Source organism: Ruegeria sp. CDSA034 (genome assembly GCF_059612275.1).
In genome coordinates this window covers 1-26,985 of sequence record NZ_JBXWQH010000023.1, presented here as the reverse complement: position 1 = coordinate 26,985, position 26,985 = coordinate 1, and the positions used below count along the sequence as shown (strand labels likewise).

The following is a 26,985-nucleotide window of genomic DNA, read 5'->3' as shown; positions in this document are numbered from 1 at the left end:
GTGTGGCTGATGGTCTCGGTAAGCGGGAGTTGCAGCACCTGCGAGCGTCGGCGTTGACTATGTCTACTCCGGGCTCTTTCCGGCAGTACGCTGCGTTCTACGCCAATGTCCGCACTGAGTATTAATGCTTGAAACAATTCTCTCTGTGCCAGGCTACAAACTCAGTCCTCGGCCGGTTGGCGAGGCGGTCCGGCACCAAGATCTTGCCGGACAAGTTGATCATCGATGTCACGGCTTCGATATCGTTACTTTGACGGGAAACCAGAATAGTTAGGTCGTCTGCTAACCCAACGAGGCCGCGATCAAACATCCAATGCGCGGTTCCGGACAGGGCGAGCCCATTGCTCACGATGTCAGGGCCGTCGTGTTCGACCGGTCTGATATGAGCGGCTTCCACCTCGGCGCGGCCACCGCCATTGATGAGACGCAAGCCCGTAATGGCACACCGTTCGCCGTAGGCGCGCAGGACGTTCTTTCTAAAATTGCGGTCGCGAACCGCGCGATTGGTCAGCTGGCTGACGCGTTCTCGAGCGGGCATGTGCTGGAAATGTGTTTGAGCATCTTGAAACCCTGGCATCTGCATCGTGTCGCCCACGCGAGGCAGGATGTCCTCATCTCGTCCAAGGCCACGTTCGACTATTCGGGCAAAGTCTTCAGCTGAAAGGGTTCTTACTGCGGCTTGCGCGCGTCCGGATATCTTGCCTTGATCGTTCAACAACCCTTTTTCGATGATTGAATTCTCGTCCCGGAATGAAACAGGGTCGCCGAAATCAAGATACGTTCCAGGCTCGATCACCGCCAAGAACATGTCCTGCTTCCTAGGATCCGGAATGATCTCTTGGACCTTGGCGACCGCGAAGTAACCTTTGGTCTCTTTGACCTTGCTTGGCTCCAGGTAGACGATCCAATCCCCTTCGCACTGTTGGGCGCGTGAAAGGTATTGCTTGGGGAACTGATACCGCTCCGACGGAATGTCGTCGTAAATCGAGTCGCTGCGATGGATGAAAATACCAAAGGCCATCCGATCAGCCGCGTTGAAGGTGTTCCAGTTTTCGATCGGCCGCACGTAGGGTCAGCACCGCGCCTGTCAAAAATGGAAGCGCCAAACCAGCCGCAGCGATTGCGAAAATCATGATGGTGGCCAAAACTGAATATTCGGCGGTCTGTTGTGCCAGTGATAATCGACCCAAGCCAATCAGGTAGAACACACTGGTTCCAAGGAAGATCAGGTAAAGTGGCCCAAAGGGTTCGATCACCTCACGGCGAGTGCGCTCCAAGACTGAATGTCGCAACATGTCCCAGCGTTTGCTTGCCTTGTTCACCAGATTACTCCCTTACCAATTCAATCCACGTGTGAACGTCGTCGTCACTGACTTCACGGCCTTCGACGTGTGACTGATACCAGCGAGCCACGATTGCTCCGCGTTTTTCGCTCTTAATTTTGATGTTTTCGTCAGTGAGGTGTTGATCGAGCGAAATCTCGATCCTCTTTAGCGCCTCAAAGTCATGAGCCGCTCTTACAGACTTTGTGCCCAATAGGATCCATGCTGCGTCTACATCGAACTTGTCGGCAATCGCGACCAAGGCCTCAACGGGAAGGCCGCGCTGGCCTTTTTCGTAGCTGTGATAGGCGCGGTGTGAGACGCCGATCGCGTCCGCCATGGCGGTTTGCGTCAAGCCGACTTCGTTGCGCGCGATCGCAAGTCGCGCACCCATTGCCGAGAAGACAGCCTTCAAATCCCGCGCCATGCAAGGTTCCCATTGACGTGAATGTCAAATTGCGCGAAACTGCACAAAATGACATAAAATTCCAGTTAATCCCATCTGACCACGTCAGAAGGTGCAGAACAAGCGATTCCATACGTGTCGCCGATTCCACTTAAGCGGACAAGGACAACTGAAATGGCAGAGACCAACTATTCAGACAGCTCTCAGATCCTGGGGCTTGGGAAAACGCCCGCGCAATGGGTCGAAGTCATGGCCGGGATGGGGATCGATATTTCAGAACGCACTCTGCGCGAACGCGCCAATGAGACCGGCGCATTTTATCGCCTTGGGCGGACCATGCTGATCACGCCCGCGCAGATTGATACGATTTTTGAAGGAGGCCAGTCATGCCGCTCCAAATTTACAAGAGGGGCCGTGTCTACTGGGCCAAGGGGTGGATTGAATACAACGGCAGGCCAATCGCCGGCCCATACCGGCGAAGCACTAAGGCATCTACAGAAGAGGGCGCACGGGACTGGATAAACCATGAGACCGAACGTCAGATCCGTCGCTATGTCGTGGGCGACGAACCGAGCAAGACGTTCTCTGATGCAATCATGCTCTACAATGCGTCCCCAAAAGCGGCGAAGCAGTTGATCCCGATTGTCGAAGCGATCGGTGACCTGTCGCTAGGCGCGATTTCTGGCGCGCTATTGAAGAGCCTGGGGCCGAAGCTGAAGCCCAAAGCGTCGACTGATACCTGGTGGCGCGAAATCGTGACGCCCGCGAGTGCTGTGATCAACAACGCGCATGAGCTAGAGGGCACTCCTCTGATCCGCGTGAAGCCGTACGACAAGTTCGAACGCATCGCTCAGGACAAGCGACGCGGGAAGCTTAGTCGTGTCGAGCGCACCCCGGCTGACAAGGAATGGATCGAGGCATTTTGCCGTGCAGCTGATCCGTATAACGCCGCTCTGGTCCGTTTCATGTTTGAAACGGCTGCGCGGATTGATCAGGCTGTATCACTGGAGCCGGATGACCTTCGACCGCACGAAAACAAAGTTCGGGTAAAGGCGCAGAAGGGACATCCGGAAAGTTGGATCACCGTCTCGCCTCAGATGATGGACGAGCTTCTCGCACTGCCAGCCAAACGGCCCAAGAACCGCAAGACCGGCAAGCTGATGAAAGCCCGTGTTTTCGGCTACGGCAGCTCGACAGGCTACAACACGCGCTGGAAGACGATCTGCAAACGCGCGGGTATTCCTTACCTGTCAGCGCACCCTGCTGGGCGGCATGGGTTCTTCACTGAGTTAGTCGTTCGTCAAGGCGTCGACCCGGTCACCGCAGCCAAGGCTGGTCGTTGGTCAGACCCCAATTTGCCCATGCGGATCTATGCCCACGCGGAGACCGATGAGGCCGACATCAGAGCCCGTTTTCGTACAAACCACGTACAAGATGGCACCGTACAAACACCCAACAGCAAGAAATTACAAAAGGAATAGCGCTATGAACGCATCCCTCCTAAGGGGCAGGTTGCAGGTTCGAATCCTGCCGGGGTCGCCAGACTATTCTAAAAAAGTATGTGCTTTCCATACCTTAGACACTTGTAGCGCCCCGATAAGTGAGCCGTGTCGAAGAACTGGTTCAGATACGCTCCAAATAAATGTCAATCAAACACGTTCAATGGCGTGGTGACAGGGCAAACTACCGCCGCAAAATTCCAGAGGGTTTATAGGTTCACGACGGCAAACAGAATTTTCATTTCGAGTCTTTGGATTCAAGAACTTGGTAGAGGCTGCTTGAAATCCTCAGCAGACTAAAAATGGTTAGATCGTGAGTGGGACCATTTGAGGTCCAACGAAGATGGCGAACTTGCACTTCGTGAGGAGGTGACGAGATTGCCTCAGAAACACTAAATGTCCACCAGACATGAATGACCGAATTTCCTTTTGAATTGAGCATAAGCTGCTGGGCGCTGGGTTGTCAGAAGTTATCTAGCGGGTCAGAAGCAACGCTTGCGATATACTTGTTCACGAAATCAGAAATACAGAGCGCATCCATTTGACGCGTGCGCATCGCTGGGTCCTTCGTTTACAGGATTGCGTCTTTTGCAGGGTTGCCTTGAACTCGAGCCGCGGACGCACGGTCTGGTAGACCCTGATGGGGCGCAGATTTATCAAATCCATGGCCGCCAATTCGGCGGTGCGGGCGCGGAAGGAGTCTGGAGAGAACTTCCATGCGTGCACATCGATATATGCGCCGTTCGCAGCCTCGTATTCCGCGATGGCATTACAGGCATTCAGAGCCGCAATATCTGGTTCCAGCAGCGTTCCATGATCACCGGCCCAATGACGCGCACCATCGTTGTACGAAAGCATTGTCCGATGTTCCACAAGTGATCTTAGAGTGTGAACTTTGTGCCTTTGATTATGGGCTTCGAGGATTTCTGCAAGAGAACTCTCGCACAGGAAATGGTCGAAGCAGAAGCGTTTGTCAGGAACGATCAGAAAGTAGAAACCCTCGTCCGCCAAAAGATCTGAAACTTTAGAAAAGTGATTTATCAAATCGGGTTGGTGTTCGTCGCAATGGGCGCTGACGACAGCCGAATATGTGCCGTCAACCACTGACAAGTCTCCTGTGGGGGAAACGTAATGGATCAACTGAACATTGTCCGGGACGTAGTATTCTTCCAGACCTTCCGCCCGCTTTTTTAACTCATCCTGGTCAAGAACATCGAAGTATCGGACGTTCGGACCGCTGGCGATCGGGTTCGAGAAAGGGCCTATCTCGAGTATTGACTTTTCGTTTTGGAACAGCTTGACGAACTCTTCGCGGACCGCGGGAGCAGAGGCATGGCGACCTTCGTCAATTCCGTGATTGTAAAAGTGTACTTCGAGCGCCTCATCATTCACGCTTTGCAAGTCGCTGTACGTTTTCCGATAGAACTCGCGGTCGAATTCTACCGGAAATTCACCCGCCTCTTGCTGCTGAGTTTCTTGAGAAGAATCTGACAAATGTTCAACTTCCGCTGGCGCTTGGACCCTTCGCACTGAGGTTTACACAATGGTGACACTTCGGTTCTGAGCACACTTGCAGGTTGCCAACCTGATCGCAAGTGTGCCGTCCGTAAATCTCAACAGCCTCCCGCGTGATGCCTTGGAAAAATGTTGCGTGCCTGCTTGCCGTTCGTTTGGGCGATCCTGTCTTTGAGGGGCATACTAATTGGTCTGGAGTGATTGGCGAAGATGTGCAGATCGATGGGCCAGTTGCAAGGGGGTCAGAAAGTCTCGGACCAAAACCTGTTGGCGTCATTGCTGCGTTAATGATGCCGAGCAACCTTCATCGAGAGGGCAGGGTCAATGCCTATGACACCCTGATGCGGTGGTAAGATACCGGTTTTCGATGCCGGTGTCGCTGACTGCAGAGCTGTAGTGCTACTGCCGCGAACAATGACGCCTCGGTTATGATCGAAGACCTTCGCGTGCTAGCACTTAGTGTGCATCAAAATTTCACCTTTGGAGTCTTCTTTTTTGACCACCTAAAATGCGGCATTCGGGTCAACAGACTATATGTCAGTCGAACCGTACAATGAGGCAAGGCGTTGGAGGAAATCCGAAAGTTCGTTCAACTAGTTCATACACCACACAATGTAATCTTGTTGGACATGATTCTAGATCGAGAACTGGTCGAAAAAAATGAACAGTGTGCTCGTCGCTGCGGCCCCTTCAGCATTCAAACTCTCTTCTAGCGCCGGAAATGAAACAGCAAGGGGTACTTCGATCAAGAAAGATATTTCAACGGAATTAGCTCAAAGCAGGCGCTACCTTAGTTTTCACTTTCTTGCACCGATGAGAGCCATTGTGCGACGGTGCTTTCAGGATAACCACGATGGAAATGATGCTTCCACGGGTACGCAGGTCGATCCGAACCGTCTTGTAGTTTTATAGCACTCGTTTCGCCTCTATCGCGGGCAGGATTACCAACCGCGATTCTGTGGTCTCCAACGTCTTTCACCACAGCGCTACAAGCACCAATAAGTGCTCCTTCCCCAATCGTAACTCCGGGAAGAATGGTGCTCATCGTTGCAATTGCTGCGTAACTCTTGACCCTAACCCCCTTCATAACTTCACTTGGCGGATGCGGATCATTTGTAAATACGACATACGGGAATACCCATACGTAGTCTTCTATCGTTGTATGCTGTCCCACATGAACGTTACTGTGAAATCTTACAAATTCCCCAATTTTACAGTGCCCTTGAACGTCACTTAAAGTACCAATTTGAAAACCATTCCCTGCGCGAGTAAGCTCTCTGACGGTAACTCTGTGGCCCGTTACCAATCGCTCTCCAAAAGTCGAGCTTTCGTAGAAGACACTATGTGAACGAATTACAGAATTAGCACCAATTCTAAGTGGCGAGCCGTCCCCAAGTGGCGCGGGCACACCAATTTCACAATTGCTGCCGATCACGGTGTCTTCTGCAATCTCCACGTTGTCGTACACGATTGTGAACGGTCCTATGTCAACGGAACTATGAACGTTGGCACTGTTACTAACGATTGCAGTTGGATGGATGGTCATTAAACTTTCCTGTAGCGCGAACTCACGTGCAGAAGCGTAAACCTATCGCCAAACAAGTGGTAGAATAAAATAGGCGTTCGACGCATCAAATGATTAGTCCTTGCACCGGTTGTAACGTTGGCTGCGTCCTCAGCGGAACTGAGCTTGGCGCGGGCTGCATCAGACGAGTGCTATTCATTCAATGTGCAAACAGAACTTGTCTGCACTGGATTGGACTGCCCTATCAAAACGTGCCCCAGACACCACTGTGACTCATTGAGCCTAAATAACAGGGAAACTAGAATTTACCCCAGCGCCTGCCTCGCATTTTAATGCAATTTAGGCTCGGGACCCATTATCTTCCACCGGATGACCCAACTCGAGACTGCGAAAGCAAGCTGTGACGAGTCTAGACTTTTTTGGTTGAGCTCCGATCTGATGGCCCATCTGGAGTCCTGTAGCCCGAAATATCCTTTCAATTTTCGCGTGGAACATCAGCGCATCTTGAGCGGCACAATCGTCATCGATCGCAGCTGGTTGAGATGGCGCCACGCAACCAAGAAATTTGGGCTACACAAGCCGCTCCAAAACCGCTGGAAGATTTGGAGTGCCAAGGCAAACATTACCGAGATGATGATGGATCTTTCTGCGGATCACGGCGGACGAAAGATAGTGATGATCGATGTCATCTTCATGAATACGCTCTGCACGGCTTCTAGCCTTAGAAAAAGGGGCGTGAACGGTCGGTCGGTGGCGTCAACTGGCATGAACCACTGCCCGGCAAGGCGCCGATAATACACTGCTATGAGAGGTGCCAAGCTACAAGCCATCTGTGCCAAAACACATAAGCTATGGTGCGCGATTGATTCAAGACCAATGGCGAATGACGCCCACTCAACTTCTTGGTGATGGCTATTCACGTCAGTGGCTGTTTCGAGGCAAAGACTCTGGTGAGCAACCTGCCAGATGTCCCTAGTTTACTCCGAAATCGCGGCTTGGACGCAAATCGATTCTAAGACGTACCGAAAGACTAAGGCAATCGCACGCCGAGCTTTGGAAGCGTTTCTCATGCTATAATTTATGAGGTCGCCCATGTCATTGCCAGTTATCGCCTCAATATTGCTGCCGAAAACCCACGGCGAAAAAGCCCAAGCATCTGCATTGACCCAAACTGGTGGCGAGAATAAGACTCTCGAAGAATTATAGATACTACCGCACTCAGGCGCTCAGGCGCTCAAGTTCAGCCAGATTTGGTGAACAAAAACGAAAGCACGAGTAGGGTTTACCATGGATGAGCTGGAGTACGATGAGAATTATCTCCAGTGCCTATGCGGGATTCAATATACGTGCGCAGAACCGCTTTGGTCAGAACTTTTCGACCAAGTTGCAGTTGCTTTGGACGAAAGGAATGCACCCAAAAAGGTCTTTGGCACCGGTTACTCAATCGGAACTCTTGTGGAAATTATGTGCGCTCGCGGCATTGAGGCTTTTTGGCGCGACTTGTCATCCTTTGCGAAGAGCCAGGTGCCCAAGGAACTGAAAGGCTTTTGCAGTCACGGTTTGATGACCGATCCGATTGAAGGAAGATTCGATGTCGTCACATGTTTCGATGTCATCGAGCATATGCTCGAGTGGGATGCGCGTAAGGCTATTCGGAACCTATGCGTTGCATCCCCCAAGGCGTTCTTTTCGTCGAATCCGACGGAGTTCAAGGGCGGCACACTTATCAATGTGCAAATTCTGGTGTATCGGATGGATCTTTTTGCTGCAAAGGGGTTTGGGCCAGTCTCTGATTTCGACGGCTCTTTCCTTTGTCCTTGGGCAATCTTGTTAGAGAAACGCGATACCCGGCCTTCAAGAGCGGAACTTGAGGCGCATGCTCGATTGATACGGTTTAGAATGGAAAATACTGAAATCAACGCCCAGACGGAAATTGAACATCGCAGCTGGTTGAATATCCAGCAGAGTCAAGCCGCTGAAGTCGCGGACCTCAATGCACAGATCAAAACACTGAATTTTATCGCGACAATGGTGAAAGAAAATTGGCGAAAATGCGCACGCGTTGGGCCGCATATGAAGAGCGTTCAAATCTGATGGAGAAAAAATTGGAGTTTTTCGGATTGCGCTCAAAACGTAAAGCAAGGCGCGCGCGTCAGGAACAGGGTGCGGAAAAGTTGAGTTCGGAGGAGGCGATAGTAGATAAATCGGGGCTGTTCGACAAAGAGTGGTACGCCGCAGAATATCCTGAGGCCGTGAATTATCCGCGAGGTATGCTCGCGCATTATTTTGATCTTGGTGCCGAAGAGGGCAAGGACCCTAACTCTTGCTTTTCCACAAGTTGGTATCTTTCTGCTTATCCTGAGGCCGAACAGAGTGGTATGAATCCGTTGTACCACTATATTGTTTTAGGGGCTAATGCCGGGTGCAAACCAAACGAATTCTTCAACCCATCTTGGTACGCAAAAAATTATCCCGACGCTGGTGCAGGCGGCAAGGACGCTCTATTGCATTTTATGAATGTCGGACAATCGGGAGGCCGTCGGTGCAATCCGACTGACAAGTCGACTGATGTCAAAGATGTTGAGATCAAGGTACTTAAAAGAGCCAGCTCGGCGTCCGATCTGGCCTTATTCGTAACTCACGCTCCTGCAGGAAAGATTAAGCCGCACGTTCCAGTCTACATTGATGCCCTCAGAAGGACTGGCATCGCGGTTGTCGTTATTGTTGTGGCGAATTGCATTTCAGACGTCGACACTTCCTCCTTGTTGAACCAGGTTGATGGTCTGATCCTGCGAGAAAACGGCGGGTTCGATTTCGCCGCTTGGGCGCACGCACTGAACCACATCGATCTAGAGGGCACGCGCATGCTGTGCCTCGTCAATGACAGCTTGATAGGCCCGCTTTGGAAAGACGGTTTGGACTCAATCGTGAATAGGGCGCGCGAAAGTGAGGCAGATCTTGTTGGGTTGACGGACAACTTCGAATTTAAGCATCACCTTCAAAGTTTTTTTCTTGTCGCAAAGGGTAACGCGGTAGAAGCCCTGGTTGATTTTCTTGGCGGCGTTCGCAACTTGGATGACAAACAGGAAGTCATTTTTGCCTACGAGTTACAATTGACGGATGCTCTCAAAGCGAAAGGGTTTCAAGCAGCGGCGTTGTTTCCGAACAAGGGAACAACAAACCGAACGATCAAAGATTGGCAGGGCTTAATTGAAGAGGGCTTCCCTTTCGTAAAGACTGCTGTGATTCAGGATCCAGATACGCGGGGCTGGGAAGAAGTATTCGCGAAACTAGGCTATGATGTCGCCATAGCCAAAAAGAGTATTGAATTAATCAAATCAGGTGATCGAAGCGAGGGCGCTGTGTCTCAAGGATCAAAGATGACGTTAGCGGCGCAAAATTTCGATCTGAGTGCCAAACTTAGTAAAGCCTCTGCTGACCGGCGTGCCGCGTTGGCTCGCGTGGTGGAGCTGGAAAGAGAACTGATGCTGGCTGCCAAAAGGCCATTGAAACAAGTTCGGAGAAAGCTGAAGTTTAAGATTTACAAAAGCCTGGCGAAATTTTCACCTCCGCTGTCCCAAAAAACAGCATCGAATTACCAGCGTCGTGCCGTTAAATATGACCCAAAGCGCTTTCTGCAATCACCTGTCCACTTCGAGGCAGCGGCGACTGGACGCGCGGGAGGAAAAGGTAGTTTTGAGTTTCGAGGAGATAAAGTACACGACGATAGTAAGCCGAATGTCCTGGTCGTTAGTCATCAGGCCAGTCGAAGCGGGGCACCAATACTGACTTGGAACGTCGCAAGTAAATTGTCGACCCGATACAATGTTACGACCCTTTGCCTGACAGGAGGTGAAATAACGGGCGACTTTAGGAAGGTATCTGAAAAGGTCTTTGACGCAAACCTGCAAAGCACTAAAACAACGGATTACACCTACCTTTTGAATTGTCTTTGTACGGAACGTGAGTATGCATTCTCCGTAGTGAATTCGATTCAATCTCACGCTTTGTTAAAGGGCTTGCACGAGTGCGGTGTACCGTCTGTCGCGCTTTTGCATGAATTCGCATCCTACATTGAGAAGAAAACGGCGTTTTCAGAGGCTGTTCGATGGGCAGATGAAACCGTTTTTTCCACGCGATTGACTTTGGAAAACGCATTAGAACTTGATAATGGGCTTATGGATATGACCCCCAATGTGACGGTTCTACCCCAAGGTAGGTGCAGTGTGCCAAATGCTTCACGTGACGATACCACGGTGGAGGCTGAAAGAAGCTATTTACGCGAGTTAATACGGCCATCGAGTGAACAAACTGAGCGTTTCGTCGTGCTTGGAGCTGGCACCGTTGAAATCCGAAAAGGGGTAGACCTTTTTCTCGAAACCGCAACGAGAGTGCTGCAATCTTCTGAGAGCAATGATGTTCATTTTGTTTGGATTGGTCCAGGTTATGATCCAGATAAGGATTTCGGCTATTCCGTGTACCTGAGGGATCAATTACAGCGCGCCGGGTTGGAACAAAGAGTCACCATGGTTCCCTCCATTTCTGAGATGGACGTGGCTTATGAGATGTCCGATGTTTTCTTAGTGACCAGTAGGCTTGATCCATTGCCCAATGTGGCAATCGACTCGATGTGCGCTGGGCTACCTGTTTTGTGCTTTGAAGAAGCGTCCGGTGTAGCAGATCTTCTGATCGATGAGGGTCTTGGTGAAGACTGTGTGGCTCAGTACATTGATACCGGCGATATGGCTGGCAAGCTCCTGCGGCTTGCGACTACTTCTGAACTCTATGAGAGTGTTTCGAAACGAACACGCGAAGTTGCGGCCAGAGTTTTTGATCTGAGCGCTTATGTAAACAAATTAGAAGAGTTGGGTTTAGCTGCCAAGGCTCGGCATGCTGCGCGAGAGCGCGATATCACTGACATTGTGGAATCTGGTTTTTTCCGACCGGACTACTTCCTGTCTGACGAAAAGCAAAACCGAGACTCGAAAATAACGGTAGGAACATACGTCGACGACGCACGTTGGGGCGCGACCGCAAAGAAGCCAGAACCTGGGTTCCATCCATTTGTTTATGATACTTATCTTAGCCAGACAAATGACCGCACGCGTGACGCCTATGCCCATTTCATAAGCGAAGGTCGACCGGAAGGACCGTGGCGACTACCGGTCTTAGAGGGCGGGCAGAATACATCCAAGAAGCTAGAGCAAGTGACGCTCCAGCCTGCGCTGCATATTCATGCGTACCATTTAGATCAAATGCCGGAAATCGTTTCGCATCTCTCCATCAACAAAACGCTGCCCGATCTCTATGTTAGTGTCGGCAAGGAGAGCGACGAGAACAGAGTGAAAGAACTCTTGTCAAATTATGATGGACGACTTTGCGATGTTCGATCCGTTCCCAATGCTGGACGAGATATTGGTCCGTTGCTGACGCAATTTGGTGAGCATCTCTGCAACAACTACGACGTGGTCGGTCATATTCACCTAAAAAAGAGCACGCATGTAAAAGACCAGCAAATCGTCCACGCATGGAGCAAGTTCTTGTTTGAGAACCTTCTCGGTGGACGCCTTGGAGGCAACATGGCCGACAAAATTTTCGAGCGTTTTCAAGTTGATGAAAAAGTTGGTCTGATCTATCCTGATGACCCGCACGTTATCGGGTGGTCCCGTAACATTGGGCTCGCTCGACGGTTAGCCAAACGGTTGGGGCACAACAGTTTACCCGCAGCCTTTAATTTTCCAGTTGGAACTATGTTCTGGATGCGCTCGGATGCATTGAAAAGCTTCGTTGATCTAGGCTTCAATTGGAGCGACTATCCCAAGGAGCCCGTTGCAGTTGACGGAACGATGCTGCACGCGCTGGAAAGATTGTTTGGTGTAATTCCAGAAATGGAGGGCTGGCGGACAGTCGTGACTAACATTCACGGCGTGACGCGTTAGAAAGACGATCGTTCAGGTGCGAATTTGGGAATGGAAAGGTAGAAATACCCTATGAAAGTCTTGGTCATCGGTGGCTGTGGGTTCATTGGTTCTCATCTCGTCGACGTGCTGCTTGAAAATGGTCATACCGTTCGAGTATTTGATAGGCAGCCGGAACGATTTCGCGAACCACTGAATGGGGTTGAATACCAGTTTGGAAATTTTGGTGACAAAATGGCGATCATTGAAGCCCTTTCTGGGGTCGATGCAGTGGCGCATCTTGTCAGCACGACATTTCCCGGAACGGCGGATCTTGACCCGATCACCGATGTCCAGGACAACCTAGTTGGTACACTTGCGCTGCTTGACGCGATGGTTGACCTGGGTGTCCTTCGGCTTTTGTTTCTGTCATCGGGTGGGACTGTTTACGGCCCTCCGGAAGTTGTCCCAATTCCAGAGACACATCCCCTACGCCCAATCAACTCTTATGGCATTGTGAAGTCCTCGATCGAGCACTACTTGGCCATGTATCAACGCAAGTACGGTCTGTCCGCCATCTCCATTCGTGCTTCAAACCCCTATGGTCCACGTCAGGCACATAACGGAGTCCAAGGTGTCATTTCAACATTTCTTGCCCGGCTCAAGGCGGGCGAACCTCTTGAAATCTGGGGCGATGGCAGCGTGGTTCGAGACTATTTACACGTCAGGGACCTCGCAGAATTTTGTTCACTTGCTATCGCAAGTAATAAATCCGGGGCTTATAATGTTGGATCTGGAGCGGGCGTATCAATTAATGAAATTGTGTCAATTCTCAGCAAGGTGACCGGAAACTCGATTTCTCCGGTCTTCAAACCTGGTCGTGGAGTTGACGTTGCACGTTCGGTCCTTGATGTCACGCGCGCGCAGGTTGACTTTAACTGGTTTTGCACGATTCCACTTGAAGAAGGAATTGAGCAGTATTTTGAGTGGTCGCGGCAGTTGTAACAGCCCAACTCGAAACGATGTAGGGATCTGGTCTTCCGAGCATAGGGTCGTAATCAAGTAACGGAAATGCACTGACGCTAACTGTTCAGCGACAATGTGGTCAGATAAATATTTAGTGGACCTGCCGAATGGCTGAAATCAAAAAGGGATTGTGCCTAGAGTGCGCTATGCCGACAGCAAAACAAAAGACGACTTCTGTCCACCCGAGGCCACGAACACCAAGCAAGAAGCCAAGACACATCAGTTGGGTTTCGGCACAAGGGGCGTAGTGCTCTTGCGTTCGACTTACCTATCAGCAGTTATGGTTTTCGTTCCGGTTTGAAACTTGGCGTCACGATCTAACAGCGATCAACCGGCAGTGTCAGAGGGGGATTTCGTCCAATTCCCTGACACGCTGCGAAAGACCAGTATTTTGAGTTTATGCGACTGGGCGGAGATTTTGATGGAAAGCTCGTTGGGATTCAAAGCGCACGATTTTGGATTATTCGGCTTGAAACGTCAAATTTAATAAAATATTTGACCTTTTTAGGTGCCTATCGAGGAGCAAGACTGATGTCTGATGCAGTTGACAAAATTGGGGGACCTAGCCCTTCATCAAAAGCAGAAATCAAGGGTCATTTTCAGTCTATTGCGCTACCCGTTATTACAGATCCCCGTGGTGACCTCACCTTTGTAGAAGGTGGGAATCACATTCCGTTCAATATTCGGCGTGTGTACTATCTTTACAATGTTCCAGTTGATGCACAGCGAGGAGGCCACGCTCATCAAGAGCTTGAACAGGTAGTATTTGCGCTTTCAGGGAGCTTCAGGATAACGGTGGATGACGGGCATACGCGGACGGAACACTTTCTTCGCGATCCCCGAAAAGGGCTATATATTAGCAAGTTGGTGTGGCGTGAGATGGATCTTTTTAGCCAAGGTGCAGTTTGTATGGTTCTTGCGTCTCAGCCATATGATGAATCGGACTATTTCCGAGAATATCAAGATTTTATCAAGGCTGTAGGACAGAATTCATGATTCCATTTCTTGATCTGCGAGATGCATACCTCGAGTTAAAAAGCGAAATTGACACCGCGGTTCTCCGGGTTTTGGACAGTGGGTGGTACGTTCTTGGCGAAGAGGTTGAAAATTTTGAAGCCGAATGGGCCAAGTACTGCGGTGCTGAGCACGCGGTAGGTGTGGCCAATGGCCTTGATGCGCTTGTCCTTTCCCTACGTGCACTCGGAGTAGGACACGGAGACGAAGTAATTGTTCCTTCCCACACCTTCATCGCTACATGGTTAGCTGTTTCCGCAGTTGGGGCGAAACCCGTCCCCGTAGAACCGGATAAAAATAGTTACAATATTGATCCCACAAAAATAGCTTCCGCGATCACGGACCGAACCAGAGCGATTATTCCAGTGCACCTTTACGGGCAGCCCGCGGACTTGGATCCCATTTTGGAGATCGCGCGTGCTCGAGGAATCGCGGTCGTGGAAGATGCAGCGCAGGCTCATGGGGCCGAATATAAAGGTAAACGGATTGGCGGGGCTTCTGATTTAGTTTGTTGGAGTTTTTACCCGGGCAAAAACCTAGGCGCTTTGGGCGACGCCGGCGCGGTGACATCAAATCGACCCGATTTGGTGGAAAAGCTAAGGGTGTTGCGAAATTACGGGTCGAAGAAAAAGTACGTAAATAACGTTGCAGGCGTGAATTCTCGACTTGATCCGATGCAAGCAGCTGTACTTCGAGTCAAATTGGGGTATCTTGACGAATGGAACGGACGCCGCAATGCGCTTGCGGATAGTTATAGTTCTGCTCTTGAGGGCAGTGGTCTTATACTTCCGACGATTTCCAGTTGGGCAAAATCCGCATGGCATCTGTATGTTGTTCGCAGCCCAAACAGAGATCATTTGATTGACATTTTGAAAGACGCGGGTATTGGAACGCAAATTCACTATCCTATTCCGCCTCACATGCAGGAAGCTTTCCAAAGCAGTAGTTTCGCTCCAGAACAATTTCCATTAGCTCAGAAATTCGCTGGAGAAGTTTTTAGCCTACCAATGGGGCCACACGCACCGATGAACGTTTCTGATGCTGTGTGTCGGTCAATCGAAAACGCCAGTGCGCCGCATTGACCCCGTTATCTTTGTGAAGATTATTCGCGTCAGGTTGGATCCAGCATCACCGACGTATGCCGAATACCCAAGCACCTCGGACTACAGGCGGTCATTGTATCCCCGGTTGCGCAGTGTACGTAGTTAATGAGTGAACAGGATTAGAAAAAAGGACGAAACAACAAGGTAGTCCGGTGAACATTCTGTGGGCTTTCTACTATTGTGGATAACAATCATAGGTCGCCAAAGTCCAAATCAGCCAACTTTTTAGCGTAGTGCCGCGGCCTAAAACTGAAACTTAGGTGGCGAAAACACAAAACTTTACGCCATATGAGGTGGCGAAAGTCGACAGGTGAACCTGATCGCAACTGCGAGACATATAAAATGTTGGTTATTGTGACTGTGCTGTTCTAGGAAGCTTTCCGAACGACTATCAGGAGATCTCAGGCAAGGTGTCGACAAGTTTCGAAAAGTGTTGAAAGGCAAGAAAGTAAATGCCTGCACGCCAACGCGTTGTAAAAACGAGAAAAACTTAAACCCCATAAAGTCGTCCGAATAGATAAGCAATCATGTTCCACAAGTTGACTTATTGTCGGCTCGCAGCAACCCAATACGACCGTTGGACAAAAGCGGCGCAGCGACAATCGCTCTCGCGTCGGTCAAAATGTTTAGGCTATGAAACCTGGGCGTGCTATCGGCATTTCCTTCCCAAGTGGTTCACTTCATACCGCCGTTGACACCGCTCAAGATCTGCGGCAAGACGCCTACAACCCTCACAAAATGGCGTTGCCAGACGCCGCCGCAACACTCACACTTCAAAAATGCGGCAAAGCGTTCAGCCTAGCTCCAATCCGAGGTTTCTTGGGAAACAACGGTTATCATTGGACAGGAGCGATGGGCACGCAAGAGCGTAATTCGAAACAAGGCGATGCAACCGATGAAGAAACTAAAAAAAAAAATTAAACAGTTATTAGGCCACAAAAAGAGCTCCGGCAATTCGAAGTTTCAGAGCAGGGTATTTGACGCTGAATGGTACACACAAACGTATCCGGAAGTTGTCGAAAGTAGCTTAAATCCACTTCTTCACTACTATGAAATCGGTGCTGATAGGGGGTACGATCCAAGCCCTTTCTTTTCCACGAATTGGTATAACAAAAAATACCAAGACGTGGCTTCGGCCGGTATGAACCCCCTCATTCATTACGAGAAATACGGGTATAAGGAGAGCCGATGGCCGTCCGCCGAATTTGATCCAGATTTCTATAGTTCCAATTACTTAAAAGACGGATCAGCGGAAAACCCGCTCGTTCACTATATCCATTTTGGCCATAGAAACGGCAACATTACCCAAATGAGAATACTACAAGCGGATCAGGCGAGCAAACTTCAGGCCTCTGAGGTTGCTGGCAATTTGCATGGCCGCGCTCATTTGTCTGGTGACTTCTCTCCATTGACAGCCACGCTGTCAAATCTAGAAGACTTAGAATCCGCTTGTGTAACGAAGTTACCAATTTTTTCAGCCATAGAGGAAGAATGGATGCGTGAAAGCAACTTTCCTTCTCGATTGAATTTCGCGTGTATTGAAGAATGTGAAATCATACCTGGATCAGCCATGCTTTTTCCAAAAGAAGGTTGTGTTGTTAACGAAGAAATCGAGAGATTGTTGGGGAAAGCTGACGGCTCCTCTTTGGTAAAGAATTGGCAGACGACTGAAGTTAATAAAAACCGTGTTACCGTCCAATGTTTAAACGTATTGACGCCTGTGGTTCGAGAGGGCATTCATCTGTTCAAGGAGTACGAGCAGAACTTTTTTCATTTTGTTTTGGAGCTTGGTGTAAAACTGAGCTTCATTGAGGACAATTTGAACATTGCTTCTTCGGTGCCGCTGTTGGTTTCAGATGACTTACCAGATTCTATATATCAAATTATTGATCGACTAAAAGCTTCAGACCGACCCGTTCTTAGATTGAAAAGAAACGCGCTCTACAGGGTTAACAAACTCTACTACTTTTCTGATATCGCACAAATAGTTGATTGCTATCATCGCGAACCGACTGATGAGGACTGTTTTTTCCCTAGGACCCAGGTTTTGAAGTTAGTTGAGAAATTGAAAGCTGATGTTGATGACGAAAACCGAAAGGAGCGCAAAATCTACCTTAAGCGTGGCTCAACATATCGTGCATTGACCAACGAATCATCGATTATTGATGTTCTTTTGAGGGAAGGATTTGAAGTTGTAGATACGAACGGCCTTAGCTTTCAAGCCCAGGTTGATCTCTTTCATACAGCATCAACAATTATTGGTCCAACTGGCGCTGCCTTCACTAATTTACTTTGGTGCAGAAAGCGAACAAATGTTCTGATCCTTTACCCTAGACATCCTTTTAGTAACACGTCGTTTTGGAACCGCATTTCTGAGATAAAGGGGCTCAACTTAGCTTTCCTGAACGGTAGACGAAAGGGAAAGGTTACTGGTGAGCATTCAATGCACGACGACTTTGCGATTGACCCGGACGAACTAATTCAACAACTGAAACTAATGTGAGTCAGATAAAAAACTGGCTTAAGTCGCGCAAAGTATAAGATCGGAGCTAAGCTCATGCCAAAAATTTCAGTAGTTGTAGTTTGCTATAACCATGAACGCTATATCTTGGACTGCTTGAGGTCGATTGCGGCGCAAAATTACCCTTCTCTAGAGGTAATTTGCGTGGACGATGGATCTACCGATAATTCAACGCAGATTGCGCGCTCATTTTCAGAGATAGATTTACAAGTTTTCTCCAAGCAAAATGGCGGACCCTCGGATGCAATCAACTATGGCCTGGAGAGGGCGTCGGGGGACATTTGTGTACTTACGTCTGCGGACGACATTTTGCTTCCGGGTAGTCTTGAGGAAAGAGCGCATTTGTTGGATCATTCCGAAGCGGACATCGTCTGTGGCTTAGCTCAGTGGATAGGTGCTGATGGGCAAAAGCTTAAGCCTTCCGATCACCCGGACCTATTTCCGCCTTTTCAGATGAGTTCAGTGGACCTCTTTCGTAAGCTTTATTTGAAGGGAAATTTTATTTGCGCTCCTTCTATTGCTATGCACTTAACGACATTTAAGGAGATCGGCGAATTTGATCGCGATTTTTTCCAACTGCAAGACTATGACTATTGGATGCGTGCTACATGCCTTGGTAAAACGTTCCATTGTATCGATAGCCCAGTCGTTGGATATCGCTGGCATGATAAGAACTTGTCGACTTCAAACTCAGATCGCGCTGAAATCGAGACTACGCAAGTTTTAGAGCAAGTTATTAGTGCTGCAAGTAGTGACTTCCTATCTGAAGTGCTTTTTGGAAATGATCACGCTTACTTTGCACTGGAGCTTACTCAATACGAGCTGGGGGCTCTGCTCATGATGACCCACGAGAATCAGAAAGTGTCTGAGAAAGGGCGAGATCGAATTGCTGAAGTCCTATCCTCCAATGCACGACATGATGCCTTCAAGCAGTCCATTTTAGTGTACAAAAGCTAGTCATTTGATAGGCTTTTTTCTACCCATTTTTGTGGTTGGGTGGGGGGGTGATCGACGGCCGCGATCAATCTCTGGGAACCGGACATGTTTTGGGGCTCAGCTATTCACGAATTGACTAAGCAATTGTGCGTATGCAAGTTTTGGATCGACGTTATGCGCAGTTTGCGAGCGCCGTCCAGCTTCGCCGAAGTAATGTGTAAAGTGATCGAATAAAGTGGTGGTCATAACCGTGTTACCGAAGGCATCAAACAAAGCGCCACATACCGAGTTTATTGCCAAGTTGATTGACTGTGTTTGTAAGGATTGCTGATCAGATCGAACAACAACTGCCTGGGATCTAGACAAAGGGCCGGCTTTCTAGTTCGAAGAGAATTCAGGGGTAAAAGCCGCAGATCCTATCAGCATATTGGGCCAAATTTGGACAATTAATCGTACGTTTCTGCAATGTCTTTGCAAGCCACAGCTCGGTGATAGTCATCTTACTTTTGTTCTACTGCGCCTTTTGGCGGTGTCGGGGGGCCTACATATTTCCGACGACCCGCTAAATATCGTGTTCACGCTTGAGTAGGTCGTTCAACAGATCGATGTCGACATCATAATTTGCATGTTTAACGTTGGGATTTCCGGTTGCGGCCATAATCATGCAGGGTTTCAGGCCAATATCGCGGATAGGACCAACCCAACCTCCCCAATTGTGCGGATATTTTTGGGTGAAAATGATGATTTTTGTTTCGGGGCGCGCAAAGATCAACATGTTCAGAGCCGACCCAGTGGGGGCTACAATTGTAGTAGCACGCTGGATGGTATTGACCTGCTCGGCAAAACCCATGGATTCAAGGTGCACAGGTCGCAGGCCCAGCTTAGGGCAACAAGCAAGGACATCATCTTCGTTGAGGGGGCGGCCCCAAGAGCTGTTCGCTCGACTTAGATAGATAGCGTCCGTCTTTGCAGCTGTTTGATTGCTCAGTGTGGCTAGCACTCTGTCGCGCACAAATCGCATGGCAGGTCCAGACCATGCGGCTTGCTCTTCAATGGGGACGTCGTGGCCGGGCTTCAGTTCAAACGGATAAAAGCCGATTGTTGGAGCGACAATCAATCGCGAGACTTGGACGACCTCGTCGCGTGCGATGCGGATCAGAGGGTTGTCACAGAGCTGCGCCAGAAAATCGAAATGCGTTTCGGGCATATCGTCGTTGACGAGTAATGGCAGAGCCGCGCACTCAGGGAGTTCAGCTAAGTGACGGAGGCGCGGCAGAAACTCCGAGAACCAATGGCCAAAATGGTTGGAGGCAAGGCCAGCAAGGTTAATCGCCTGATCAATGTGCCGTGCGGGCTGTGGCAGAGACAAAAGCGCGGCATCGCCGTGTCGGCGCAAGAGAATTGAATCTGCGCGCAGGCTGACCGCTTGTCCAAAGCGCGCATCTGCGTAAGTGTCGGATAGGATCTCGTGGTCTGGTCCAAAAACGGCGCTGGATCGTCCGGACACAAACACATCACGAAGTTCTGCCACATAAGAGCGGTATCCCGTTACAGACGCTTGAACACCCGTTGTTGAGGCGCACGGTGCGCCTTCGAAAGCGGCGAACCGAATAATGTCTGCTTCATGCTGCCAGAGAAAACGTCCAAGCCCAGCAGCGACGCCTGCGGAAACCGACAAGATGGGCGCGGCGATAATCTGACCATCCTCAATGGTCTGAGACGCAAGTTGACGACGAGTTGCCTCAAAACCCTCTGCAAAGAGCGTGGCTGCGGACAGTAACGCCCCATTATCGCAAGGTAAATCTGCGCTGCGGGTCCGAAGCGTTTCGACAAACTGTGAGCGGAGTGTGACATCGCGGCTATCGGGCAAGCTTTCGATACCCGCATCAATCATATCGCGGAAGCTGTTCGATGCGAAGTCCCCGTGCCATTGCGTGATGTATTTTATCCCGTACGCTAGGGCCTCGTCTGCGAATCCGGAAGCATGTAAGGACCTAACTATATAAGACATCGAAAAGGTGTCGCCAGGTGCCAGTTCAAGTGCACGAGCAAAGTGCCCAGTAGCGTCTTCCGGATTACCCAAATGAAAAAGGCAATAGCCCGATATGAAACTTGCCGCGTGATCCGCCGCAATTTCCGGGACGGTAGCACGGCATATGGCCAGTGCCTCTTCATAGCGACCGTTGAAGGCAAGGGTGGTAAAGTCGTCGTTGGTCATTCTGTGGGCAATCATTGCTATGTTGACACTGCTCGGAGCGAAGACGGACATCACACTACATCTGCAATCAAGTCAATTCACAGGCGAGCAGAAACCATCGATCTTGAGCCATTTTTTGGCTATCGTTTTTTTCCGCAGTCCAGCATCTGAAGACGCGTGCTATCAATGGGGCAGACAGTGGCCCGGCTATCGGAGGTGACGTGTGATGTCCAAACGGCCAGAGGGTTTAAAGGTTGAGCCCTCGGTTTGTGGCAGCGTAGAATGATAACGTAGGCGTATGTGGCAGCATTTGGGGCTAGGGCTCAAAATCTGATCCAGTATTGCGCAACCTGATGCGCAAGCATAAGAACAATCAAACAGAACCGACGAAAAGAAGCAGCAAACTCTTATGGCAGATGACATTTTTGTAACGCGCCCGCATTTGCCGCCACTTGACGAGTTTAAGGATCTCTTGGGCAGGATTTGGGACAGCGGCGTACTTACGAATTGTGGCCCATATCACCAAGAACTCGAAGAGATGTTGTGTGAATATCTGAATGTTCCGCATATCTCGTTGTTCAACAACGGCACGATTGCCTTGGTAACAGCATTGCGGGCGCTGGGGGTCAAAGGCGAAGTAATCACGACTCCTTACTCTTTTGTGGCCACCGCGCATGCGATCCTGTGGACAGATTGCACGCCTGTCTTTGTTGATGTTGAACCGAACAGTTTAAATTTGAGCCCCAGCCAGATCGAAGCCGCGATTACCAAAAACACCGCCGCAATTTTGCCGGTGCATTGTTATGGGCATCCGGCCGATGTGGATGCCATCGATGCCATTGGGGCCAAACATGACATCCCGGTTATCTATGATGCAGCACATGCCTTTGGTGTTGATTGCCACTGTGGCTCTGTGCTCAACCACGGCGACCTATCGGTGCTGAGTTTTCACGCCACCAAGGTTTTCAACACTTTCGAGGGCGGTGCCATCGTATGCCAAACACTTGAAATGAAACGGTATATTGATCAGTTGAAGAATTTCGGCCATGATGGCGAGATCTCTGTGATCGAGACTGGCATCAATGGCAAGATGAGCGAGATCAACGCAGCGTTTGGCTTGTTGCAGCTCGATTACGTCGACGACGCCATTGGCAAACGCGCGGCCATTGACAAACGTTATCGTGCAGAATTATCGGATCTACCCGGTCTGCATTGTTTGGGTGACACGGGGCAGATCCGCCAGAACTATGCTTATTTTCCAGTTCGTATTGGAGCGGTGTTTCCCATGGGTCGAGATGAGCTCTACTACTATATGAAAGAACGAGGCGTGCATCCGCGTCGATATTTCTATCCTTTGATTACTGAATTCTCGATGTACCGGAACATGCCATCAGCGGACCCTGCGCGTTTTCCAAATGCTGCAGCGGCGGCCGAAGAGATCCTCTGCTTGCCGATATATCCCGACCTCGACGACGCCTCTGTGACCCGCATCATCAAGATGCTGCGCGACGCCTCGGCGCCCACGGTTTAGGAGCACTTCCATGCGCGTCGCGATCATGCAGCCTTATTTTCTGCCGTATGTCGGTTATTTCCAACTAATAGCGCGCGCGGATAGATTTGTTATCTACGACGATATCCAGTTCACCAAAAAAGGCTGGATCCATCGCAACCGATATTTGCGCAATGGCGAAGCAACGATGTTCACCCTGCCTTTGAGAAAAGGCTCAGACTATCTCGACGTTCGTGATCGGCAGATTGCTGAGGCTTTTGAGCCGCAGAAAACTCTGGCGCAGATTTCAAACGCCTACCGCAAGGCCCCACAGTTCGACACGGTGATGCCACTAATCGAAGAGATGTTCACCCAGGCTGACACCAACCTGTTTGACTTTATCCACAAAAGCTTAACCCGCCTATGTACCTTTCTTGAGGTCGACACGCCGATCATCGTCTCTTCTTCATTGGGGGATACCAAATCGTTTAAAGGTCAAGATCGGGTCCTTGCCATTTGTGAGGCGCTTAGCGCGACCGAATATGTCAACCCAGTTGGCGGACTCGATCTCTACCAGGCTTCGGGTTTTCGCGCGCGGGGAATTGAGCTGCAGTTCATACGCCGGACTGAAATAGCATATTCGCAATTTGCGCATCCCTTTGTGCCGGATCTATCCATCTTGGACGTCTTGATGTTTAACTCGATCGCTGAGGTACGTGCTTTGATTGGCGATTGTTACGAAATGGTTGACCCCCGCTATGACTGACACGTTTGTTTGGACCAAGCTTGGTAAGGTTTTTGATCCCGCGGATTTTCCGGGTCGCCCTTGGATGTCGAGTTTCGCCCAAGCCCCCGCAACCCTGATTCGCGATGATTATGTGCGGGTCTATTTCTCGACCCGGCCTGTGCCTGATACGAAGGGTCAATTCGAAAGCTACTCCGCTTGGCTCGATCTGGATCGCGCGGATCTCACCAAAGTGCTTCGCGTCGCGGAGAACCCCGTATTGACCTTGGGCGACACAGGCACATTTGACGAATTTGGTACCTATCCGTTCTCCGCGATCGAAACAGATCAAGGTATCCTTGGTTACTATGCAGGCTGGACGCGGTGTGAAAGCGTTCCCTTTGATGTGGCCATCGGCGCAGCACGAAGCACAGATGGCGGCAAGACTTTTGAAAAACTGGGGGCTGGACCGATAATAGGGCCGTCGAAGGATGAACCCTTTGTCTTGAGCGGTCCAAAGATCCGCCGCTTTAGTGGCTCTTATTACCTTTTCTACATTGCCGGCACCAAATGGGTTAAGCACGAAGGTAGGGCTGAGCCGATCTACCGGATTCGTATGGCGCGCTCCGATGACGGAGTGAACTGGCACAAACACAATCGTCACCTGATCGAAACATCGGTTGAAGAGGACGAAGCCCAGGCCAGCCCCGATGTGCACTACTATGACGGGCGGTATCACATGTTTTTCTGCTATCGTTATTCAACTGGCTATCGTAGCCATGCGCGTGGCTATCGCATCGGTTATGCCCACAGCGATGATCTGTATACTTGGCACCGAGACGACGCGTGTGCGGGCCTCCACCCTTCGAAAGAAGGGTGGGACTGCGAGATGGTCTCTTATCCGCATGTCTTTACCGTCGATGGGACCACATATATGGCTTATCTGGGCAATGGAGTGGGCCGCGAGGGATTTGGCATCGCAAAGCTAGAGGCTCGCCCATGAAGATCGAGAAACTGGGCAAGATCTTTGACCCCACAGAACATGAATTATGGGCCGGCCGAGGGCTTTTTGCGCAATCACCGCAAACGCTCACCTTGTTCAATGGGAATGTGCGGATCTACTTTTCGACCCGTTCCAAAGACGGCGAAAGTGGCAAGTTCATTAGCCACGTCTCTTACGCGGACTTCAAGGATGACCTGAAGACACTGGTGGATGTCGCGCATCATGAGGTTTTGGTCCCTGGTCCGCTGGGTGCATTTGACGAACATGGGGTTTTTCCGCTCAGCCCGGTGCAAGTCGGCGCTGAAGTTTGGGGGTACACCACCGGCTGGACGCGTCGCGTCTCCGTCTCTGTCGATACTGCCATCGGCTTGATCAAGAGCCACGATCAGGGACGCACTTTCCAGCGGGTGGGTATCGGGCCTGTACTCAGCGCGGGGCTGCATGAACCTTTTTTGGTGGGTGATGCGTTTGTTCGCCAGATCCAAGGGCGGTTTCACATGTGGTATATATTTGGCCAACGTTGGGTACGCGAAGACTCAGCCGCCGAGCCGGACCGAGTTTACAAGATTGCCCAAGCTACATCTGAGGACGGCGAAACTTGGTATCGCGATAGTGGCAAAGCTATTTTGCCTGATGTACTGGGTGAAAACGAATGCCAAGCTTTGCCTAGCGTCGCCTTTCACCGGGGCCTATTTCATATGGTTTTTTGCTACCGGCAAGTGCATGGTTTTCGCACGGATCCTTCCAAGGGGTACCGGCTGGGGTATGCCAAATCTAAAGATGGCCAGAGCTGGCGACGCGACGATGCTGCGCTGGGGCTCGACGGTACGCCGGGGGCGTGGGATGAGGATATGCAATGCTATCCGCACGTCTTTGTGCACAAGGATCAGTTGCATCTGCTCTATAATGGTAATGCCTTTGGCAAAGAGGGTTTTGGCTTGGCGCGTCTAGAGGTATGAGCAAGCAATCTGATGTGACGCGCAACAAAGCTTCTGTGGCGCAAGTGGCCGACCTGCTAGTGGCCTGCGATCTGGATTTCTACCCCCCTCTTTCTCTACGTCAAGATATTCCTACCTATGCCGAGCGCATCTGCGCGCGGGCCGAGAGATTCGAATACTGGGATCATAGCCAATTGGTCGGACTCGTGGCCATGTATTGCATCACCCCGCCTGGCGCGCCTGCCTTTATCACCAATGTCAGCGTGCGCCGCGACCAACGTGGGTGTGGCTTTGCGGATGAGCTTTTGCAATCAGCGCTCTCATATGCACGCACCCGCGGCTTTGACCAAGTAGCGCTTGAGGTCGATGCCGATGCTGCGGCCGCCCGACATCTTTATCACAAACACAAATTTTTCCAGCAGAGCTCGAATGGCGCGACGCTTTTACTACATGTAGCGCTCTAAGTCCTCAAGGCAGCAGTTCCAACCCCACCCGCTTTGCTGTATCCAGTTCCAAATTGCGGTCAGATCAGGCCAGCACCCACGACAATGGAAGCCCAGATGAGCCAGACACGAGACTACGACGCCGAATTCAAAGACAATGCGGATCGCAAATATGCATATGATTTCGATTTTGATGTCATGCACGGCTACATGGTCAAAGCGTTCCGCAGTTTTTTTCGCCCCGGTAGTTGCCTTGAGTTGGGCAGTTTCAAAGGCGATTTCACGAAGCGCCTGACTGTAGATTTTTCTGACATCACATGTGTCGAAGCCTCCCCTGAGGCTATCGCCATCGCCAAAGAGACATTGCCTGACACCATATCATTTTATCAGGCGCTCTTTGAGGAAGTCAGGCTGCCCAAACGATATGACAATATTGTTTTAACCCATGTCCTCGAACACCTTGATGACCCGGTGGGGCTGCTCAAACGCGTAAATGACGAATGGCTGGCTCCTGGCGGCCGCCTCTTCGTGGCATGTCCCAACGCAAATGCCCCCTCACGCCAGATCGCCGTAGCCATGGGGTTGATCACGCACAATGCTGCAGTGACCCCGGCAGAGGCGGAGCACGGGCACCGCATCACCTATAGCCTCGACACATTGGAACACGACGCAACGCAGGCTGGTCTGAATGTGCTGCACCGCTCTGGGATTTTCTTCAAGGCGTTAGCCAATTTTCAATGGGATCGGCTACTAACCACCGATATCATTTCGCCGGAATATCTGGATGGCTGTTACGCGCTTGGACAACGCTACCCCGATCTGTGTTCCAGCATCTATCTGGTCTGTGAGGAGGGGGCGGATGGCTGAAGACAACCCCAAGAGCGTCTCAATTGTTGTCGCTGTTTACCAAAATGAAGGCTCTCTCACACAAACCCATCGCGAAATCGCAGAACTTTTTGCGGCAAAAATGCCAGAGATTAAGCTCGATTGGGTTTTTGTAAACGACGGGTCTACAGATGGATCGCTGGACGAATTGCGCGAAATCCGCGCCAAGGGTGAGCGCGTGCGCGTGATTGCCTTTACTCGAAACTTTGGCCAAATGGCCGCGATGCTGGCGGGCTTCAATGCTGCTACCGGTGATGCGGTCATTAACATCTCTGCCGATCTTCAGGATCCGGTTGAGCTTATGGCGGAGATGGTCGAACGTTGGCGACAAGGGTCGGAAATCGTGGTGTGCTATCGCACAAGTCGTAACGACCCGCCCACAGCGCGGATACTTTCCAACTTAGCCTACCGGTTGATGCGCATGGCAGTGCCGCAAATCCCCAAAGGTGGGTTTGATTACGTGCTTGTCCGCCATCAGCACCCATGGAACAGACTAGGTTGATTGCGTAGCGGAGGATTTCAGGCTCATCGTAACCATCAGA

23 protein-coding genes are annotated in these 26,985 nt (G+C 50.5%); 17 read left to right on the top strand and 6 right to left on the bottom strand.

Annotated features, from left to right (window positions below; genetic code table 11):
• Positions 1-121: 121 nt before the first annotated feature.
• The 3 genes from AC2FLJ_RS22560 to AC2FLJ_RS22550 are packed head-to-tail and all read right to left on the bottom strand — an operon-like array spanning position 122 to position 1,749.
• Entirely contained in the window at positions 122-1,066 is a 945-nt protein-coding gene (locus AC2FLJ_RS22560; RefSeq protein ID WP_496694583.1) for an HNH endonuclease, read from the bottom strand.
• Entirely contained in the window at positions 1,026-1,322 is a 297-nt protein-coding gene (locus tag AC2FLJ_RS22555) for a hypothetical protein (RefSeq protein ID WP_496694584.1), read from the bottom strand. Before AC2FLJ_RS22555 ends, AC2FLJ_RS22560 begins: the two co-directional genes overlap by 41 nt.
• Before the next feature lie 4 nt (positions 1,323-1,326).
• Positions 1,327-1,749, bottom strand: coding sequence for a helix-turn-helix domain-containing protein (locus AC2FLJ_RS22550; protein ID WP_191287347.1), 423 nt, complete (start codon positions 1,747-1,749; stop codon positions 1,327-1,329).
• Between the two features lie 365 nt (positions 1,750-2,114).
• On the opposite strand from AC2FLJ_RS22550, the gene AC2FLJ_RS22545 reads away from it, so the two are divergent.
• Positions 2,115-3,209 carry a tyrosine-type recombinase/integrase gene (locus AC2FLJ_RS22545; RefSeq protein ID WP_496694585.1) on the top strand — a complete coding sequence of 365 codons (1,095 nt, stop codon included), beginning with the start codon at positions 2,115-2,117 and terminating at the stop codon, positions 3,207-3,209.
• Positions 3,210-3,737: 528 nt separating this feature from the next.
• On the opposite strand, the gene AC2FLJ_RS22540 is transcribed toward AC2FLJ_RS22545, so the two are convergent.
• Both AC2FLJ_RS22540 and AC2FLJ_RS22535 read right to left on the bottom strand, forming a co-directional pair.
• A complete protein-coding gene (locus AC2FLJ_RS22540; protein WP_496707752.1) occupies positions 3,738-4,721 on the bottom strand; it encodes a hypothetical protein in 984 nt (327 codons plus the stop codon).
• An 811-nt stretch (positions 4,722-5,532) separates the two neighbouring features.
• Entirely contained in the window at positions 5,533-6,288 is a 756-nt protein-coding gene (locus AC2FLJ_RS22535) for an acyltransferase (protein ID WP_082637204.1), read from the bottom strand.
• 417 nt (positions 6,289-6,705) lie between these two features.
• Here AC2FLJ_RS22535 and AC2FLJ_RS22530 point away from each other — a divergent pair, with 417 nt between their 5' ends.
• The 9 genes from AC2FLJ_RS22530 to AC2FLJ_RS22490 all read left to right on the top strand — a co-directional run bounded on the left by AC2FLJ_RS22530 (position 6,706) and on the right by AC2FLJ_RS22490 (position 18,785).
• On the top strand, positions 6,706-7,062 hold the full coding sequence (locus tag AC2FLJ_RS22530) for a hypothetical protein (protein WP_472722557.1): 357 nt from the start codon (positions 6,706-6,708) through the stop codon (positions 7,060-7,062).
• A gap of 492 nt (positions 7,063-7,554) precedes the next feature.
• Positions 7,555-8,361 carry a class I SAM-dependent methyltransferase gene (locus AC2FLJ_RS22525; protein ID WP_496707749.1) on the top strand — a complete coding sequence of 269 codons (807 nt, stop codon included), beginning with the start codon at positions 7,555-7,557 and terminating at the stop codon, positions 8,359-8,361.
• Positions 8,319-12,206 (top strand): rhamnan synthesis F family protein, encoded by a 3,888-nt coding sequence (locus tag AC2FLJ_RS22520; protein ID WP_496707747.1) that lies wholly within the window; start codon positions 8,319-8,321, stop codon positions 12,204-12,206. The genes AC2FLJ_RS22525 and AC2FLJ_RS22520 overlap by 43 nt, the downstream gene beginning before the upstream one ends.
• A 51-nt stretch (positions 12,207-12,257) precedes the next feature.
• A complete protein-coding gene (locus AC2FLJ_RS22515) occupies positions 12,258-13,169 on the top strand; it encodes an NAD-dependent epimerase/dehydratase family protein (protein ID WP_496707745.1) in 912 nt (303 codons plus the stop codon).
• 552 nt (positions 13,170-13,721) lie between these two features.
• Positions 13,722-14,186, top strand: coding sequence for a sugar 3,4-ketoisomerase (locus AC2FLJ_RS22510; protein WP_496707743.1), 465 nt, complete (start codon positions 13,722-13,724; stop codon positions 14,184-14,186).
• Positions 14,183-15,286, top strand: coding sequence for a DegT/DnrJ/EryC1/StrS family aminotransferase (locus AC2FLJ_RS22505; protein ID WP_472722562.1), 1,104 nt, complete (start codon positions 14,183-14,185; stop codon positions 15,284-15,286). Before AC2FLJ_RS22510 ends, AC2FLJ_RS22505 begins: the two co-directional genes overlap by 4 nt.
• A 654-nt stretch (positions 15,287-15,940) precedes the next feature.
• Positions 15,941-16,228 carry a hypothetical protein gene (locus AC2FLJ_RS22500; RefSeq protein ID WP_496707741.1) on the top strand — a complete coding sequence of 96 codons (288 nt, stop codon included), beginning with the start codon at positions 15,941-15,943 and terminating at the stop codon, positions 16,226-16,228.
• On the top strand, positions 16,203-17,810 hold the full coding sequence (locus tag AC2FLJ_RS22495; RefSeq protein ID WP_496707739.1) for a glycosyltransferase family 61 protein: 1,608 nt from the start codon (positions 16,203-16,205) through the stop codon (positions 17,808-17,810). The genes AC2FLJ_RS22500 and AC2FLJ_RS22495 overlap by 26 nt, the downstream gene beginning before the upstream one ends.
• Positions 17,811-17,864: 54 nt before the next feature.
• A complete protein-coding gene (locus AC2FLJ_RS22490; RefSeq protein ID WP_472722564.1) occupies positions 17,865-18,785 on the top strand; it encodes a glycosyltransferase in 921 nt (306 codons plus the stop codon).
• Positions 18,786-19,326: 541 nt separating this feature from the next.
• Here AC2FLJ_RS22490 and AC2FLJ_RS22485 read toward each other — a convergent pair.
• Positions 19,327-20,982: a glycosyltransferase 61 family protein gene (locus AC2FLJ_RS22485; RefSeq protein WP_472722565.1), complete on the bottom strand. Its 1,656-nt coding sequence runs from the start codon at positions 20,980-20,982 to the stop codon at positions 19,327-19,329.
• Positions 20,983-21,370: 388 nt separating this feature from the next.
• Between AC2FLJ_RS22485 and AC2FLJ_RS22480 the strand changes: the two genes are divergently transcribed.
• The 7 genes from AC2FLJ_RS22480 (at position 21,371) to AC2FLJ_RS22450 (ending at position 26,945) form a co-directional block, all read left to right on the top strand.
• The gene (locus AC2FLJ_RS22480; protein ID WP_472722566.1) at positions 21,371-22,492 is read left to right on the top strand and encodes a DegT/DnrJ/EryC1/StrS family aminotransferase; all 1,122 of its coding nucleotides are present in this window, start codon (positions 21,371-21,373) and stop codon (positions 22,490-22,492) included.
• 10 nt (positions 22,493-22,502) lie between these two features.
• Entirely contained in the window at positions 22,503-23,216 is a 714-nt protein-coding gene (locus AC2FLJ_RS22475; protein WP_472722567.1) for a WbqC family protein, read from the top strand.
• Positions 23,209-24,177 (top strand): glycoside hydrolase family protein, encoded by a 969-nt coding sequence (locus AC2FLJ_RS22470; protein ID WP_496707736.1) that lies wholly within the window; start codon positions 23,209-23,211, stop codon positions 24,175-24,177. Before AC2FLJ_RS22475 ends, AC2FLJ_RS22470 begins: the two co-directional genes overlap by 8 nt.
• Positions 24,174-25,136: a glycoside hydrolase family protein gene (locus tag AC2FLJ_RS22465; RefSeq protein WP_472722570.1), complete on the top strand. Its 963-nt coding sequence runs from the start codon at positions 24,174-24,176 to the stop codon at positions 25,134-25,136. Before AC2FLJ_RS22470 ends, AC2FLJ_RS22465 begins: the two co-directional genes overlap by 4 nt.
• On the top strand, positions 25,133-25,579 hold the full coding sequence (locus AC2FLJ_RS22460) for a GNAT family N-acetyltransferase (RefSeq protein WP_496707734.1): 447 nt from the start codon (positions 25,133-25,135) through the stop codon (positions 25,577-25,579). Before AC2FLJ_RS22465 ends, AC2FLJ_RS22460 begins: the two co-directional genes overlap by 4 nt.
• A gap of 96 nt (positions 25,580-25,675) precedes the next feature.
• Complete coding sequence (locus AC2FLJ_RS22455) at positions 25,676-26,425, top strand: class I SAM-dependent methyltransferase (RefSeq protein WP_472722571.1); 750 nt, start codon at positions 25,676-25,678, stop codon at positions 26,423-26,425.
• Positions 26,418-26,945, top strand: coding sequence for a glycosyltransferase family 2 protein (locus AC2FLJ_RS22450; protein ID WP_496707732.1), 528 nt, complete (start codon positions 26,418-26,420; stop codon positions 26,943-26,945). The genes AC2FLJ_RS22455 and AC2FLJ_RS22450 overlap by 8 nt, the downstream gene beginning before the upstream one ends.
• The last annotated feature ends 40 nt before the right edge of the window (positions 26,946-26,985 follow it).

Coding starts and splice junctions, on each gene's coding strand:
- AC2FLJ_RS22550 (WP_191287347.1), bottom strand. CDS start 1,749: ATGGCGCGGGATTTGAAGGCTGTCTTCTCGGCAATGGGTGCGCGACTT.
- AC2FLJ_RS22545 (WP_496694585.1), top strand. CDS start 2,115: ATGCCGCTCCAAATTTACAAGAGGGGCCGTGTCTACTGGGCCAAGGGG.
- AC2FLJ_RS22535 (WP_082637204.1), bottom strand. CDS start 6,288: ATGACCATCCATCCAACTGCAATCGTTAGTAACAGTGCCAACGTTCAT.
- AC2FLJ_RS22530 (WP_472722557.1), top strand. CDS start 6,706: ATGGCCCATCTGGAGTCCTGTAGCCCGAAATATCCTTTCAATTTTCGC.
- AC2FLJ_RS22525 (WP_496707749.1), top strand. CDS start 7,555: ATGGATGAGCTGGAGTACGATGAGAATTATCTCCAGTGCCTATGCGGG.
- AC2FLJ_RS22520 (WP_496707747.1), top strand. CDS start 8,319: ATGCGCACGCGTTGGGCCGCATATGAAGAGCGTTCAAATCTGATGGAG.
- AC2FLJ_RS22515 (WP_496707745.1), top strand. CDS start 12,258: ATGAAAGTCTTGGTCATCGGTGGCTGTGGGTTCATTGGTTCTCATCTC.
- AC2FLJ_RS22510 (WP_496707743.1), top strand. CDS start 13,722: ATGTCTGATGCAGTTGACAAAATTGGGGGACCTAGCCCTTCATCAAAA.
- AC2FLJ_RS22505 (WP_472722562.1), top strand. CDS start 14,183: ATGATTCCATTTCTTGATCTGCGAGATGCATACCTCGAGTTAAAAAGC.
- AC2FLJ_RS22500 (WP_496707741.1), top strand. CDS start 15,941: ATGAAACCTGGGCGTGCTATCGGCATTTCCTTCCCAAGTGGTTCACTT.
- AC2FLJ_RS22495 (WP_496707739.1), top strand. CDS start 16,203: ATGAAGAAACTAAAAAAAAAAATTAAACAGTTATTAGGCCACAAAAAG.
- AC2FLJ_RS22490 (WP_472722564.1), top strand. CDS start 17,865: ATGCCAAAAATTTCAGTAGTTGTAGTTTGCTATAACCATGAACGCTAT.
- AC2FLJ_RS22485 (WP_472722565.1), bottom strand. CDS start 20,982: ATGACCAACGACGACTTTACCACCCTTGCCTTCAACGGTCGCTATGAA.
- AC2FLJ_RS22480 (WP_472722566.1), top strand. CDS start 21,371: ATGGCAGATGACATTTTTGTAACGCGCCCGCATTTGCCGCCACTTGAC.
- AC2FLJ_RS22475 (WP_472722567.1), top strand. CDS start 22,503: ATGCGCGTCGCGATCATGCAGCCTTATTTTCTGCCGTATGTCGGTTAT.
- AC2FLJ_RS22470 (WP_496707736.1), top strand. CDS start 23,209: ATGACTGACACGTTTGTTTGGACCAAGCTTGGTAAGGTTTTTGATCCC.
- AC2FLJ_RS22465 (WP_472722570.1), top strand. CDS start 24,174: ATGAAGATCGAGAAACTGGGCAAGATCTTTGACCCCACAGAACATGAA.
- AC2FLJ_RS22460 (WP_496707734.1), top strand. CDS start 25,133: ATGAGCAAGCAATCTGATGTGACGCGCAACAAAGCTTCTGTGGCGCAA.
- AC2FLJ_RS22455 (WP_472722571.1), top strand. CDS start 25,676: ATGAGCCAGACACGAGACTACGACGCCGAATTCAAAGACAATGCGGAT.
- AC2FLJ_RS22450 (WP_496707732.1), top strand. CDS start 26,418: ATGGCTGAAGACAACCCCAAGAGCGTCTCAATTGTTGTCGCTGTTTAC.